Below are 15,639 nucleotides of genomic sequence, written 5' to 3' on the forward strand. Positions count from 1 at the left end.
TCTCCCGGAGGGAGAGGGGACTGACCGAGGGGCTCTTTCGAGGTACGCCGACGTGCGATACCGAGCCGAACTTCAGTTTTGAACAGCTTGAAGATTGGCTCCCTTTCCCTTCGAGGTTTTGGGGAGAGGGGACTGACCGAGGGGTTCTTTCGGGATACACCGACGTGCGATACCGAGCCGAACTCAGGTCTTGAAAATCCCGGAGATCGGCTCCCTTTCCCCCTCGCCCCCTTGGGGGAGAGGGCTGGGGTGAGGGGGAGGCTTTTGATCTTGATCCTGCCGCTTCAACGCTTCTGCAACCACCCCAAAAACCCACCTTTCCTCACCGCCACCGGTTTGCCCATCAACGCGAGGCGACTGTTCTGCTGACGCACCGCCTGCAACTTGTTCAACGCCCGACCCACCTCCGTGCGCTGTTCCATGCACTGACGAGTCAGGCTCTTGTCGAGCCGATAAATGATGCTCGAGGTCAACGCCGTGAACGTCGCCTGCGACGGTGTATCGGCCAGAATGCTCTGCTCACCCATGACCTCACTCGGCCCCATGCGCCCGGCCTCGACCTTGCTGTCGCCGTCCGGCACAGTCGCACTGACCACCCCGGTGGCAATCACAAACAGACTGTCCGGCACTTCATCCAGATCCAGCACCACTTGGCCCGCCGCATATTGCTGCGCAACCATCGATTCGGCGAGGCGATCACGTTCTTCGCTGCTCAGCGAGCGGAAGATTTTCACCTCATCGAGCAACGCACGGGCGCGGGTCGACGGTTCGATCACGCCGTCGGGATGGCGCGAAATGCCTGCTGCTTCGAGATGCCGGTGGGCGAGGTCGAACAGTTGATTGCGTACTTCGCTTTTCTTGCCGAGCTCGGCGATGAACCCGCTGGCGACGTATTCCGACATGGTTTCGCCGGCCTCTTTCAGCACGGCTTTCGGCGCTGGCGTCAGCAACAGAGAGCTGCTGCCCTGCAGGGTGCGATCAAGTGCATCCAGTACCCGGCGCGGGCGGATGTGATTCGGCACCTGAATGCTGATCGACACGCCGTGCATGTTGTTCGGACGGCTGAGGTTGACGATCTTCGCCTTGGCCGCCACCGAGTTCGGCACCACGGCCATGGTTCCGGCGCTGGTCAGCAGGTGCGTGGCGCGCCAGTCGATGTCGAAGACCTTGCCTTCGACGCCGTCGATCACCACAAAATCATCCACCTGATACGGCTTGGTGGTGTTGAGCACGATCCCGGAAAACACATCGGCCAGGGTGCTTTGCAACGCCAGACCGACAACGATCGCCACCACGCCGGAGGTTGCCAGCAGACCTTTCACCGGCAATTCCAACACATAACCGGCTGCGGCGACGGTGGCGACCAGAAACACCAAGGCGCCGATCACGTCCTGCAGCAGGCGACCGCTGTGGCCGATGCGACGCATCAACGCCAGGCCGATGACTTCGGTCAGCACCCGCGCGGCGTACAGCCACCAGAGAATGCCCAACGCCGTCGCACCCAATTGCGCCACGCGGTCATCGGTAAATTGCGGTGCCTGCAACGGACTGACGCCGGCGTTGATCACCAGCGCCGTGAACGCCAGAAACAGCACCAGGCGCACACCGACTCTCGGAGCGCGATGGGTGAAGGGCGAGAAGTGCCAGAGCACGGCGTCGAGCAGCAGCAGGGCGGCGCTCCAGGACAGCAGGTGAGTGTAGAAAAGGGTCATGACCGAAGCTCCGCAGTGTCTGCCAATAAAAAGATCGCAGCCTGCGGCAGCTCCTACAGGAGAACGTATTCCAATGTAGGAGCTGCCGAAGGCTGCGATCTTTTGCCGTTATGGATTCAGATGAGTCTTCAGCTCTGCCGCCGCCTGACGCACGGCCGCTTTCACCTCAGGAATCTGACTCAGCGGATTGAGCAGGCCAAAGTCATGAATCATCCCGTTGTAACGTACCGAGGTCACCGCCACACCGGCCGCATCAAGGTGCCGCGCATAACCTTCGCCTTCGTCGCGCAGCACGTCGAATTCGGCGGTCTGCACCAGTGCGGCGGGCAGGCCTTTGAGCTGTTCTGCGCTGGCATTCAGCGGCGAGGCGTGGATCTGCGCACGTTCGGCCGGGTTGGTGGTGTAGTTGTCCCAGAACCACTGCATCATGCCTTTGGTGAGGAAGTGGCCCTCGGCGAATTGCTGATAAGAACCGTCGTCGAATTGCGCGTTGGTCACTGGCCACATCAACAGCTGGAAGCGCAGCGCCGGGGCTTTCTGTTCCTTGGCCATCAACGCCACGACTGCCGCCATGTTGCCGCCGACGCTGTTGCCCGCCACCGCCAGGCGCTTGCCGTCGACACCGATATCTTTGCCGTGCTCGGCCACCCATTTCGTCGCCGCGTAGGCCTGGTTGATTGCGGTCGGGTACTGCGCTTCCGGCGACGGCGTGTAATCGACGTACACCGCAACCGCGCCAGAGCCCACCACCAAGTCACGAATCAAGCGTTGGTGCGTCGGGAAATCACCGAGCACCCAGCCGCCACCGTGGAAGAACATGAACACCGGCAACTCGCCTTTGACCTTGGCCGGACGCACCACTTTCAAGTTGAGGGTCTGGCCGTCGACCTTGATCGCCTTATCGCTGACTTCAACGCCCGACAGATCCACTTTCACCGAAGCCTGCGCACCGGTCAGTACTGCACGGGCGTCTTTCGGGCTCAGTTGCTCAAGGGGTTTGCCACCGCCGGCGGCGAGGGCGTTGAGGAAGGCCTGGGTGTTGTGCTCGACGCCGCTGCTTTCAGCGGCGAAGGCGTTACCGATGGAAAGAGCGAGGAGGGAAGCGGTGAGGGTTTTCTTGATGTTCATGTTCAATTCCATTTTTGAGTGTTTATACGTTCGTGTAGGAGCTGCCGAAGGCTGCGATCTTTTGCTGTTTTTGCCTTTTTCCAGCATCACCGCAGATCAAGATCAAAAGATCGCAGCCTGCGGCAGCTCCTACCTGTTCAGGGTTGTTTTCAAACCGTGAGCACAGATTAATGAGCTGCCGAAAAGTGAAAAAGCGGCTATAAAGCGTTTAACTGTCCACCAGAGAGTGACAATGAACCCGTTCGAAGACATGCGTATTTTTTGCCAGGTCATGGACTCTGGCAGCTTCACCTCAGCGGCCGATCAATTGGGCCTGTCCAAGCAGTTCGTCAGCCGACGCTTGATGCAACTGGAAGAGCGTCTTGGCGTGCGGTTGTTGAATCGCTCCACCCGGCGTCTGGACGTGACACCGCTGGGGCAGAGTTATTACGAGTCGGCGTTGCGCCTGCTCGGTGAAGTCGAACAGGTGGAGCAGGGCATCGCCGGGCAGACCGCCGAGCCACGCGGGACGATTCGCCTTAGTGCGCCGTTGTCGTTTGCCGTGGCGCATTTGGGCTGTTTACTGCCGCTGTTCTTGCAGCGTTATCGCGAGGTCACGGTTGAGGTGGACTTGAGTGATCGGCCGGTGGATTTGCTCGGTGAGGGTTACGATCTGGCGCTGCGCATTGGCGTACTCGAAGACTCGACGCTGATTGCCCGGCGTATCGCGTCGATCGAGCGGGTGTATTGCGCCAGCCCGGCGTACCTCGCCGAGCGCGGCACGCCGCTGGAACCGGAAGATCTGCACAGCCATGACTGTTTGCCGTACGGGCATAGTCGTTCGGTGCAGTGGCGCTTCAACGCGGGGCAGGGCAAGCCTGTGTTGGTCAATGTCACCGGGCGCATGCGCGTGAACAACGGCGAGTTGCTCAGGGATGCGGCGGTGCAGGGGATGGGCATTACTTATCTGCCGACGTTCATCGTTGGCGCGGCGCTGAAGGATGGCCGGCTGGTGCCGGTGCTGGATGATTTGCGCCCGGAACCGCTGACGTTGTCGGCGGTGTATCCGCAGCATCGCCAGGCTTCAAGGCCGGTGCAGGCGCTGGTCGAATTTTTGCGCGAACGCCTGAACGAGAGCCACGTCGCCCTCTGAGCCTTACAGTAGATTTTCAATCCCTGCAAAACCCTTGTGGGAGCGAGCCTGCTCGCGAAAGCGGTGTGTCAGTCAAAACAATATTGGCTGACACACAGCCTTCGCGAGCAGGCTCGCTCCCACAGTTGATGGTAGTTTTCTGCTGATTGTTTGCACACCACAAAACCCTGTGGGAGCTGGCTTGCCAGCGATGGCGGTGTGTCAGGCAATACAGCGTTGCCTGATCGGGCCTCATCGCTGGCAAGCCAGCTCCCACAAGGGTTGCGGTGTTTCAGGATGGATCAGTTGGCGCGCTTGTCATCGCCCGGCTCGCCGCCGACATGTACGCCACGATCATCCCCCGGTTCGCCAGCTGCATGCAGGCCCCGGTCGTCACCGACTTCACCCGCGCGATGGACGCCATGGTCGTCGCCGACTTCGCCTGCCCGGTGCACGCCGCGATCATCGCCTGGTTCGGCGTGGGTGCCGCTGCGTCCTGAGGAGGCGGAGTTGCCGGCGTGTCCGGAGCCCTGCCCGCCGCCGCTGTGACCGCTGCCGCCGTCACCGTGGCCACTTCCGCCATTGCCACTGCCGCCGTGTCCACCACCATTGCCGCCACCGCCACCGCCACCGCCACCGCCACCGCCACCGCCTCCACTACCACCATGCCCGCCGCCATTGCCGCCACCGTTACCGCCACCCCCTCCGCCATGTCCACCGCCGCCACTCCCTCCACCACCACTGCCACCTTCCTTGGCCTGAACACTGGACACTCCCGACAAACTGTCCGGAATGAGTACCGTAGACGCCGACAGAACTGCGCCGATGGCCATTGCGAGCACGAGCTTTTTAATGTGCATATCGTTCTCCGTCTTTGTGGTTTTGTTTGGGAACGTAGAAGTGCGTTGTTGCCGGGATCGGACCCGTTCCCGGAGTCAGTGAATACTCGAAGCCAGTTCGAAAATCGGGATGTACATCAGGATCACGATGACCCCGATCAGCAGGCCGATAAACGTCATCAGCAGCGGTTCGAACAACTTCACGAACCACTCCAGCCAACGGCTGATTTCCTCGTCGTAGAAGTCGGCGCTGCGTTCCATCATCTGCCCGAGGTTGCCGGACTGTTCGCCCGCGCGCAGCAGGCGCAGGGACACCGGCGTCACCAGGTGATTGAGTTCCAGCGCGGTAGACAATGATTGCCCCTCGCGCACCCGCTCGCAGGCCTGGTCCAGCCGGACCCGTGAAGCCACGGTGAGCAAACCGCGCACCATGCCCATGGCGGTCACCAGCGGAATCCCGCCCTGCAGCAGAATCCCCAGCGACCGATAAAAGCGCGCCAGCTCATACATGAAAATCCGTTGATGCACCGCCGGCAGTTTCTCCACCAACCGATCCAGCCCTCGGCGAAACGCCGGTTGCTTTTGCAGCACGGCGAGGGCGATGACAATCGCGGCCAACCCAGCGAAGAATTCAGCCTGATGCGCATGCAGAAACATGCCGCTGCTCATCAACACCTGCGACAGCCACGGCAGGTTATTGCCCAACCCTTCAAACACCAGACTGAAGCGCGGCACCACATAACCCATCAGGAACAGCACCACGCCACCGCCGACGATCAGCAACAGCATCGGGTAGATCGACGCGCTGATGATCTTCTGCCGCACCTCGTCCATGCGCTGGCGATAACTGACGTAACGGCCCAGCGCATCGCCGACCGCGCCGGTCTTTTCGCTGGACTGCACCAACGCCACGTACAACGGTGGGAACACCGCCGACAACTGGCCCAATGCCTGCGAGAAGGATTTGCCCTCGTACAGCAGGCGTACCAGCTCACTCAAGGTTTTCCGGGCGGCGGGGGCGGTTTCTTTTTCGGCGAGGCTTTCCAGCGCATCGATCAACGGCAGACCGGCATTGAGCAGCGTGGTCAGTTCCTGGCTGAACAACACCAGATTGAAGGTCTCGCGCTGGCGCAGTTTCAGCGAGCGCCAATGCTTGTCGGCGTGCGAACTGAGCACACGCAAACCCTGATCCTCGGCGATCCGCCGCGCCTCGCTGTCGCCCGGCGCTTCCACGCTCAAGGACACCACACCAGCCTTGCCGACCGCTTTCACATGAAATCGCATGGGCCTCGCTCCGCTCACTGCCAATTGGTTACTTCAGCGTTTTCGCCTTCGCCGCCGGGCTGGCCGTCCTTGCCCATCGACAGCAGGTCGTACTCACTGTTTTCGCCGGGATAGCGGTAGGCGTAATTACGCCCCCACGGATCCTGCGGCAGTTTTTTCTGCAAGTACGGGCCGGTCCATTTCGCTTCGTCACTTGGCGCGATGACCAACGCTTGCAAGCCCTGTTCGGTGGAGGGGTAGTGGCCGACTTCCAGTCGATAGATATCCAGCGCTTTGCTCAGCCCTTCGATTTGCGCCTTGGCCACTTTCACCTCGGAGCGACCGAGTTGGGCGAAGTATTTCGGCGCGACGATCCCGGCCAGCAGGCCGAGCACCACCAGCACCACGAGCAATTCGAGCAGGGTAAAACCGCGTTGGCCACGCGGACGAAATTGCAGCTTCATGATGACCTCCCGTGAGTGGCAGCCGTGTCGCCAGAAGGGCTTATGCAATTGCCATGCTCAGCCCCACTGAAAATCACTGGATTGGCTGAAACCCTTGTAATCAGGGCATCTCCAGAGTCGGCACAGTGCTTGCGTATGGCTCAAACGTGATCGGCCATTGGGGCATTTCCCCCAATTTATCGGGGTCGATCCGGGGAGGCCCGACATGAAATTTCTCGCCAGCGGATTGCTCGGATGTGTGCTGCTCAGCGGCGCCGCGCAGGCCGATGTGTTCATCTCGGTGGACGCCAAGGGCAGCTATGTACTGTCCAACGTTCACCGGCCCGGACGCACCTACGAACGGGTGATCCACGAGGCTGAATTGCCTGTGGCCAGCCTCGATCAGCAGCCGCAAATGATCGCCAATCAGCCCTACGCGGAACTGGTTTCGGCGGCGGCCAAGGTCAATCAATTACCCGAGGCGCTGCTGCACGCAGTGATCAACGCCGAATCCCGTTACAACCCCGGCGCCACCTCGCCCAAAGGTGCGGGCGGGCTGATGCAGTTGATGCCCGACACCGCGCGGGAACTGGGTGTGACCGACGTCTACGACCCCAAGGCCAACATCCAGGGCGGGGCCAAATATCTCAAGCGCCTGATGACCCTGTTCGACAACGACATCGCCCTCGCCGTAGCGGCTTACAACGCAGGTCCCGACGCGGTGCTCAGCCGTGGTCGAGTGATTCCGCCGTTCGCCGAAACCCAGCGTTATGTACCGAATGTGTTGCGTCAGTACCGGCGTCTGCAGGGCCTGGCGATGGATGCGCCATTGTAATCCCCAACCGGTTTTCCCCACTTTCGGGGTAAACCGATGACACCCGAAAAGTGGGGAAAACGGGTGGGGTATATCCCCCGGATTCTCAAGTGGTCGCGGTAACTGATTGAACATTAATGAGATTTTTTGTGGCACGCGGATTGCTCCGAGGCATTTGTCGAGAAGTGTTCCCACGAGCACCCACTACGAGGTTCCTGATCATGGCTGGCTTTCCTCACGCTCCGTCCCTGATTAACTGGCTGCTGATTCTGGCCTCGATGCTCAGCGTCGAGCTGGCCGGCGCGGCCGTACGTTGCGAGCGCAATCTGGTGGCCAACGTCGTCGCCTTCGATCAACCGCTGATGTTCAACCGCCTCGGTGCACAGAATGCCAACGGCATGATGTACGCCCTGCGTCGCGACGTGGTCGATGAGCATGATGTGTCGCTGGCGTACGGCGGTTCAGCGGTGCCGGGCAAAGTATCGCTGCGCCCGGACAAGCGCCCACGGCCATTGGTGTTACGCGTGGCGGCCGGCGATTGCCTGACGATCAATCTGCAGAACCTGCTCGACTATCAGGCCAACCCGAACAAGCACTTTGAAAACGAGGGCGAAGAAGAGGGCGCGGAAAACGCCAACGGCGCCGAAGACTTCAAAGTCGATGAGCAGGTGGCGGATCGTCACGTCGGTTTCCAGGTCAATGGCCTGCAAGCGGTGAACAGCATCGATGACATTTCTTCGTTCACCGGGCGTAACGCCAACACCCTTGTGCCTCCCGGCGCGAGCCGTTCCTACACCTTGTTCGCCGAACGTGAAGGCGCGTTTGCCGTGAGCAGCCGTGGCGCAACGTTTGGCGGCGAGGGCGCGGCCGGCAACGTCGCCAATGGTTTGTTCGGCCAGGTCGTCGTCCTGCCCAAGGGTGGCCGCACTTATCGCAACACCCTCACCGAAGAAGAAATGCGCCTGGCCACGACTGGCCGCGCACCCACTGGCCAACCGATCGTTGATTACCAGGCGCGCTACCCACAGCGCGAACCGTGGTTGCGCGAAGGCAAGGCTGGCACGCCGATCATCGGCATGGTCGACGGCAATGAAATCATTTCCAGCGAAAGCGATGCGATTGTCATGGGCAGCAACGCCGACGGCAGCTTCCCGTCCAGCACCTACCCGCTGGAGTCGATGGGAAAACGCAACCCGGCGATCCCCAACCGCCTCGAAGCGTTCCGCGATTTTGCCTCGCAGTTCCAGGATGAAACCGCCGCCACCCAAGCATTCCCCGCCTATTGGGCCGACCCGGTGATGGCCCATGTGCTGGAGCCGACCCGCGACTCGTTCATGATCAACTACGGCTCCGGCGGCATGGGCGCCGAAGTGGTCGCCAACCGCTTGGGCGTGGGGCCGATGCACGACTGCCTGTCGTGTGCCTATGAAGAGTTTTTCCTCAGTTCCCACACCGTTGGCGATGTAGCGATGCTGGTGGATGTGCCGGCCAACACCGGGCTTGAGAACATCGCCCCCGGCCAGACACCGCGCGCCGATCAGATCGGTGTGAAAGCGACCATGGCCCTGTATCCGTCGGAGCCGTCGAACGTCAACCACAGCTACATCGGTGACTTCGTCAAATTCCGCAATACCCACAATGGCCACGAGCAACACATCTTCCACCTGCACGGCCATCAGTGGCTGTTCAACCCCAACGACGACAACTCCGATTACGTCGATGCCCAGGGCATCGGCCCGGGCGCCGGTTATACCTATGAAATCGCCAACGGTGGTTCGGGCAACCGCAACCGCGTGGCCGGCGATGCGATCTATCACTGCCATTTCTATCCGCACTTTGCCCAAGGCATGTGGGCCATGTGGCGGGTGCACGATGTCTTCGAAGAAGGCACTCGACTCGATGTTTCGCAGCAGGGCGCCGACGGTTACCACAGCGAACCGTTTGCCTTGCGCAGTGGCAAACCGGCGGCGGGTGCACGGGCCTTGCCCGATGGCGAAATCGTCGCCGGTACGCCAATTCCGGCCATCGTGCCGCTTCCGGGCAAAGCCATGGCGCCAATGCCGGGCAAAGTCGTGGTGGTGCCGAAAATCGGTGAAACCCTGATCGCCGGCAATGATGACGACGAGGATGAAGAAGAGGGCGATGACGACGGCGAGCACCATGGTGGCAACGCCGGCGGTCAAGCCATCGGCTCATTGGCGCTGGTCGATCGCAGCGAAGCCAACCGCAATGCCGACGGCAGCCTGAAAAACCCTGGCTATCCGTTCTGGATCGGCGGCATGGAAAGTTCGGTCGGCCAGCGTCCGCCAACCCCGCCGCTGGACATGCTCGACGCGGCCACCGCGCAATCGCTCAAGGCCAGCGGCAAAGCGCTGTGGGCCAACCTCGACCCGGCGCAGTCCGGTGGTTGGGATGGCGGCTTGCAACGGCACGCACTGGATGGCGTTGCGGCGGGTGGCGAAGCGCACACCGTGACCACCTCGCTGGATTTCTCCAAGGAAGTCACCCGCGCCAAACCGATTTACCTGCCGGAAGAAGGCACCGAAGTCGAACAGGCGGCGATGGCTTTCCACGCGAAAAAAGATCACCCAAGCTACGCCTTGCTGCCCGGCAATCAAGTGGTGGCCAAGGCGTTCCGCACCAACGGCGCCTTGCCGATGGCGGGTGCACCGTACTACGAACCGTGCATGGATGACCGGCAAAAACGCCTGACCGCCAGCGCCGGTAGCGGTGAATTCGCCAGCGGTGAACGCATCGACGGCATGTCCTTCGTCGGCGCCTCGACCTTCACTGCCGACCGCCCACGGATCTACAAAGCCGCCAACATCCAGTTCGACGCGGTGTACAACAAGGTCGGTTATCACTTTCCGCAGGCGCGCATTCTCGCGCTGTGGGAAGACGCCTGGCCGGTGATCACCAAGCAGCGTCCACCAGAACCGCTGGTGATGCGCATGAACACTTTCGATTGCGTGCAATACCAGCAAACCAACCTGGTGCCGGCCACCTATGAGATGGACGACTATCAGGTGCGCACGCCGACCGACGTGATCGGCCAGCACATTCACCTGCCGAAGTGGGATCTGACCTCGGCGGACGGCTCGTCCAACGGCTGGAACTACGAGGACGGCGTGCTCTCGCCCGGCGCCGTGCAGGAGCGCATTCACGCGATCCGCGAGTTCAACCAGTGCGCCGGCACCGATCCACGTGACGGCACTCAGGCCTGCCCGAAAGCCAAGAACCATCCGTTCTTCGGCCAATACGGGCGCGCCGATTGGCTCGGTGCGCGCACGGCGATGCAGCGCTGGTTCGTCGATCCGGTGGTCAATGCAAAAGGCGTCGATCGCGGCCTCGGCACGATCTTCACCCACGACCACTTAGGCCCATCGACGCACCAACAGATCGGTCTGTACGCGACTGTGCTCGCCGAGCCGGCCGGTTCCACCTGGTTCCACGCCGAAACCGGCGAGCCTCTCTATAGCGGCGCGCGTCAGGACGGTGGGCCGACGTCGTGGCAAGCGGTGATCAACACCGGTGACCTCGACGGCGATGGCAAGAACGACAGCTTCCGCGAGTTCTTCCTCGAGTACAGCGACTTCCAGCACGCCTATGAAGCTGGCGTCTATGTGGGGGCTGGTCCTAACGGCGTGCCGAATGCGCAAGCGTTCCCGGCCACCGCCGACAGCTTCCGCTACGCAATCAACCCGCCGGTGCGCAACAACGCCAGCAACCTGCTTGAGGGTGTGCTGGAAGTGCAGGGCGGTCAGGTCCCGGGCTGCCCGAGCCGGCCATGTCCGCAGGCGATTTCGGTGGATGACCCGGGCATGTTCGTCGTCAACTATCGCAACGAACCGCTGGCTCTGCGCGTGTACGACCCGAACAAGGTCGGCCCGGACGGCAAGCGCGGCATGCAGGCCGACGGCCTCGGTGGCGATCTGTCGTTCGCCATGCAAAGCCGTACCGACCGGGCGATCCCGGCGATGAACCTGGCGCCGAATCTGCTCACCTCCGCGACCGGCCCTACCGGCGGCACCACGTTGTTCCCGCCACACATCAACAAGGGCGGCGCCGAACCCGGTGACCCGTTCACGCCGATGCTGCGCACCTATACCGGCGACAACGTGCGGCTGCGGGTGCATGCCGGCGGCCATGAAGAAGAGCACAACGTCACCCTGCACGGTGTGAAATGGCTGCAGAGCGGTTCCGGTTTCGGCAACAGCTCCAACTCCGGCTGGCGCGCGTCGCAAATGATCGGCATCTCCGAGCAGATGGGCTTCATTGCGCCGGTGTCGATGCTGTCCAGTTCGGCGGCGACCACGGGCGACTATCTGTACTCGATGGACGCCTCGATCGAAGGCTACTGGAGCGGTATCTGGGGCGTGATGCGCAACTACACCGCCAAACGCAGCGACTTGTTCGCTATCCCGAACAACCCAAGCCCGGCGGGCATGCGCAACACTGTGGCGTTCGAGGGCAGTTGCCCGCGCTATGGCGCCAACCCTAATGGCATTGGCACTCGGCCGACTGTGCAGCGCAACTATGAAGTGGTCGCGGCGCTGGCCAACGACATTCTCGGCAATACGCTGGGCCTGACCATCGGCGATCCCGAAGGGCTTGGCCAGCATGTCGGCGGGCCGCTGAATCCAGCGGGCGGCACCCTGGTGCTGAACTCGCGCACGGTGAGCATTCCACAAGTCACCGTGACCGATCCGGAGGATGGCGAAACCATCACCATCGGCGGGCAGAGCGGGCCGCTGCATGACCCGACCGCGATTCTGTATGTGCGCAAATCCGATCTCGATCCGGTGAGTGGCAAGCTCAAACCCGGCATCCCGGTCGAACCGCTGGTGCTGCGCGCAGCGGCGGGAGATTGCATCAACATCACTCTGGAAAACCGCCTGCCGAGCGTCATGCCTGACCTGACCCAGACGGCTGTGATGCAGGGCATGGTCAAGCGTGATCGCAACAGCGGTCTGGGTTCGACCACCTTCAGCAACAACCTGATGCGGCCGTCCAGCCACGTCGGCCTGCACGCGCAGTTGCTGGCGTATGACATCACCAAATCCGACGGCGCCAACGTCGGCGCCAACCCGATCCAGACCGTGCCACCGCGTGTCGGCAGCAGCGGCGCGTACCCGACCCGTACTTATCAGTACTACGCCGGGCACCTGGAGCGTGAAGGCAAACCGGTGACTCAACTGGGGCGCAGCGTCGACAACATCAACGCCACGGCGGTGGAGTTCGGCGGCTTGAACATCACCCCGGCGGACGTGATCAAGCAGCCGCAAAAAGGCCTTGGCGGGGCGATGAGCATCCTGCCGATCGGCGCGACGTGGGTCGACGATGCGCGCAAGGTCAACGCCACGGTCACCGCGCCTGGACAAACCAGCTACCGCGACTTTGCGATGGTCTGGCACAAGGCGTTGAACACCCGTTGGGCCAATGGTCGGCCGGTGGAAGGGATTGCCGCTGAAGGCTTCGGCGTGCCGACCGATCCGCAGGACAACTCGAGCATGGCGATCAACTACAAGACCGAACCGCTGTGGTACCGCTTCGGCCTCGCCCCGGATGCACCGTTCGGTCATGCCGACGGCGCGGGTTACGGCGACATGAGCAATGCGCACATGGCCTACAGCAATGCGTTGGTGGGTGGCGATCCGCAGACACCGGTGCTTTACGCCAAACCGGGGCAGCCGTTGCGGACGCACATTCTGATGCCGAGCGGTGGCAGTCGTGGCACCACGTTCCAGCTCGACGGGCATGTCTGGTCGGTGAACCCGTTCCAGGCCGAGAAGAGCGACACCGGGGGTTATCCGATGGGCACGCCGGGCGTCGGTTCGGTGCGCTTCGGCTACAACCCGATGTCGATGTACATCGGCGCCCACGAAAGCATCCTGCCGGCCGCGCACTTCAGCTTCATGATCCCGAGTGCTGGCGGCAGCAATGCGATACCGGGGGATTACCTGTTCCGCGACTACGGCGCCTACGGCAATACCTCCGGGTTATGGGGACTGCTGCGGGTGACCAACGAACCGGAACCGGCACCGCAGGGGCAGTAGCAGAACGGCAATGTCCCGGTGGATGCAAATCCCTTGTGGGCAGTGGTGGCAGTGAGAGAGTGGGATGAATGCAAATCCCTTGTGGGAGCGAGCCTGCTCGCGAATGGGAGCAACCCGGTTTTCGAGGGTGTGGCGCAAGACGCCTTCGCGAGCAGGCTCGCTCCTACAGGGGCCGGTGGTGGGCAGTGAGGATGCGGTAGGAATGCAAATCCCTTGTGGGAGCGAGCCTGCTCGCGAATGGGGGCAACTCGGTTTCAAGGGTGCAGCTGAAGACGCCTTCGCGAGCAGGCTCGCTCCCACAGGGATCGCGTCGTTTGGTTTGAATGTGTAGGGGAGGATGATATGAACAGGATCATCAACATCATCGGTATTTGCACCCTGGCCGTGGCCGGGGCGTTGTTGACGCTGAGCGAGATTGCGCTGGCGCAAAACGGCAGTGGGCAGACGCTGAAGCGTGATGGCGTGGCGGTGGATTTCGATCTCAAGCCACTGGCCGCCGACGGCAAACTGCGTGAAGGCGAATTCGCCGATGTGCAGTTCCGCGTCACCGACAGCGCTTCCGGCCAGCCGTTGTCCGGGGTAGCGCCGGGCGCCTGGGTCGATCCGCAAACCCTCGCCGCCGATCAAGCCCAGGGCCGCGACCAGAGCTGCAAAGCGCGGGTCGGCGTGTTTCTCAAGTCCAACATCGGCGCGCGGCCGTTGCTCGACCTCAACAGCTATTTCCTGCTGGTGATGAACCGCGACGCGAGCATCGCCGTGGTCGATCCGTCGGTCTCGGTCGGCGGCATCACCAGCACCCTGGCGCGGATCGAACTCAAGCAACCACCGATGGATTGGGTCACCCCAAAAGACAACAAACGCGTGTTCGTCTCGATGCCAACGGCAGGCGAAGTGGCCGTCATCGACAGCGAACAATTCAAGGTTCTCGATTCGATCAAGGCCGGCAGCCAACCGGTGCGCGTGGCGCTGCAACCAGACGAATGCCTGCTGTGGATCGGCAACAACGCCAGCAAAGCCGAAGACTCCGGCGTGACGGTGATCGACAGCCAAAGCCTCAAACCTCTCAAACACTTGCAGACCGGGCGCGGCCACCACGAAATCAGCTTCAGCAAGGACAGCCGTTTTGCCTTCGTCAGCAACCGCGACGACGGCACCGTCAGCGTTATCGACATCGCCAGCCTGAACATCGTCCAGCAGATCAAAACCGGCTCGCATCCGCTGTCAGTCGCCTATTCAGCGCTGTCCGGCGCGGTGTACGTGGCCGATGGCAAGGACGGCACGGTGACCGTGATCGATGCCAGCAGCCACGCCGTCCGCCGGGTAATCAAACTGCAACAAGGCCTCGGCCCCATGGGCTTCAGCGCCGACGGCCGCTTCGGCGTGGTGCTCAACACAGTGGAAAACCGCGCCAGCGTCATCGACGCCGCGACCAACAGCGTCATCCATGATCTGGACGTCAGCGCCGAACCCTACCAAGTGGTGTTCACCCAGGCCTACGCCTACATCCGCGGACTCGCTTCACCGAAAGTCACCATGATCAACCTGTCCTCCCTCGGCGAAGGGCGTCAGCCGATCAGCCAGGGATTCGAAGCCGGCCCGCAACCACCGCGTATGGCCGGAGATTTACCGCTGGCTTCAAGCCTGGCGGTGTCACGCGATGACAACGCGGTGTTCGTGGTCAACCCGGTCGACAACACCACCTATTTCTACGCCGAAGGCATGAACGCGCCGATGTCCGGTTACCCCAACCGTGGCCAGATCGCCCGCGCCGCCATGGTTATCGATCGCAGCCTGCGCGAAGTCTCGCCGGGCCTCTACAGCGCGCGGGTGAAACTGCCGGCAGCAGGGCGTTTCGACGTGGCGTTCCTGCTCAACCAACCGAACATCATTCATTGCTTCACCGCGCAGATTGATCCTGACGGCAAACCGCAAAAACACCTCGGCCAGCCGAAAGTCGAGTTCCTCCTCGACAAGACTGCCGTGGCACTCAACGACCCTTACGTCGTGCGTTTCCGCATCGTCCAAGGCAAAGACAAAACCCAACGCAGCGGCGTCAAAGACGTGCAACTGCGCTACTACCTCGCGCCCACCTCGCACCCGCGTGAAGTGGCGGCGCGGGAAGTCGCCGACGGCGTGTACGAAGCGCCGATCACCCTCGACCGCAGCGGCGCCTGGTATCTGCATGTGCGTGCGGCCTCGTTGGGCGCCGGTTTCGATGACAAGACCTTTGCCAGTGTTCGGGTAGCCCCCGGCCAGGCCCGTTGAAGAGGAGT

Annotated in this window: 10 protein-coding genes; 5 read left to right on the plus strand and 5 right to left on the minus strand. The window is 62.1% G+C overall.

Translation table 11 applies throughout. The features are described 5' to 3' along the window. Window positions 1–284: 284 nt before the first annotated feature. Both HU718_RS11360 and HU718_RS11365 read right to left on the minus strand, forming a co-directional pair. Window positions 285–1,712 carry a mechanosensitive ion channel family protein gene (locus tag HU718_RS11360; protein WP_186613495.1) on the minus strand — a complete coding sequence of 476 codons (1,428 nt, stop codon included), beginning with the start codon at window positions 1,710–1,712 and terminating at the stop codon, window positions 285–287. Between the two features lie 108 nt (window positions 1,713–1,820). Next, a complete protein-coding gene (locus HU718_RS11365; RefSeq protein WP_186613493.1) occupies window positions 1,821–2,840 on the minus strand; it encodes an alpha/beta hydrolase in 1,020 nt (339 codons plus the stop codon). Between HU718_RS11365 and HU718_RS11370 the strand changes: the two genes are divergently transcribed. Further along, window positions 2,833–3,000: a hypothetical protein gene (locus tag HU718_RS11370; protein WP_161986529.1), complete on the plus strand. Its 168-nt coding sequence runs from the start codon at window positions 2,833–2,835 to the stop codon at window positions 2,998–3,000. The genes HU718_RS11365 and HU718_RS11370 overlap by 8 nt on opposite strands. 72 nt (window positions 3,001–3,072) lie before the next feature. Further along, window positions 3,073–3,972, plus strand: a complete 900-nt coding sequence (locus HU718_RS11375; protein ID WP_095120153.1) for a LysR family transcriptional regulator — start codon at window positions 3,073–3,075, stop codon at window positions 3,970–3,972. Window positions 3,973–4,253: 281 nt separating this feature from the next. On the opposite strand, the gene HU718_RS11380 is transcribed toward HU718_RS11375, so the two are convergent. From HU718_RS11380 to gspG, 3 genes are all read right to left on the minus strand, one after another. Then, complete coding sequence (locus HU718_RS11380) at window positions 4,254–4,811, minus strand: hypothetical protein (protein WP_186613491.1); 558 nt, start codon at window positions 4,809–4,811, stop codon at window positions 4,254–4,256. Between the two features lie 75 nt (window positions 4,812–4,886). Next, a complete protein-coding gene (locus tag HU718_RS11385; protein WP_150707366.1) occupies window positions 4,887–6,074 on the minus strand; it encodes a type II secretion system F family protein in 1,188 nt (395 codons plus the stop codon). 14 nt (window positions 6,075–6,088) lie between these two features. Next, a complete protein-coding gene (gene gspG, locus HU718_RS11390; RefSeq protein WP_095120156.1) occupies window positions 6,089–6,517 on the minus strand; it encodes a type II secretion system major pseudopilin GspG in 429 nt (142 codons plus the stop codon). Window positions 6,518–6,722: 205 nt separating this feature from the next. Here gspG and HU718_RS11395 point away from each other — a divergent pair, with 205 nt between their 5' ends. The 3 genes from HU718_RS11395 to HU718_RS11405 all read left to right on the plus strand — a co-directional run bounded on the left by HU718_RS11395 (window position 6,723) and on the right by HU718_RS11405 (window position 15,631). Next, complete coding sequence (locus HU718_RS11395) at window positions 6,723–7,331, plus strand: lytic transglycosylase domain-containing protein (RefSeq protein WP_095047584.1); 609 nt, start codon at window positions 6,723–6,725, stop codon at window positions 7,329–7,331. A gap of 200 nt (window positions 7,332–7,531) precedes the next feature. Continuing rightward, a complete protein-coding gene (gene mnxG, locus HU718_RS11400) occupies window positions 7,532–13,366 on the plus strand; it encodes a manganese-oxidizing multicopper oxidase MnxG (protein WP_186613489.1) in 5,835 nt (1,944 codons plus the stop codon). A 342-nt stretch (window positions 13,367–13,708) separates the two neighbouring features. Beyond that, entirely contained in the window at window positions 13,709–15,631 is a 1,923-nt protein-coding gene (locus tag HU718_RS11405) for a YncE family protein (protein WP_186613487.1), read from the plus strand. The last annotated feature ends 8 nt before the right edge of the window (window positions 15,632–15,639 follow it).

Origin of the sequence: Pseudomonas tensinigenes (assembly GCF_014268445.2) — a bacterium.
In the GTDB taxonomy this organism is placed as follows: domain Bacteria; phylum Pseudomonadota; class Gammaproteobacteria; order Pseudomonadales; family Pseudomonadaceae; genus Aquipseudomonas; species Aquipseudomonas tensinigenes.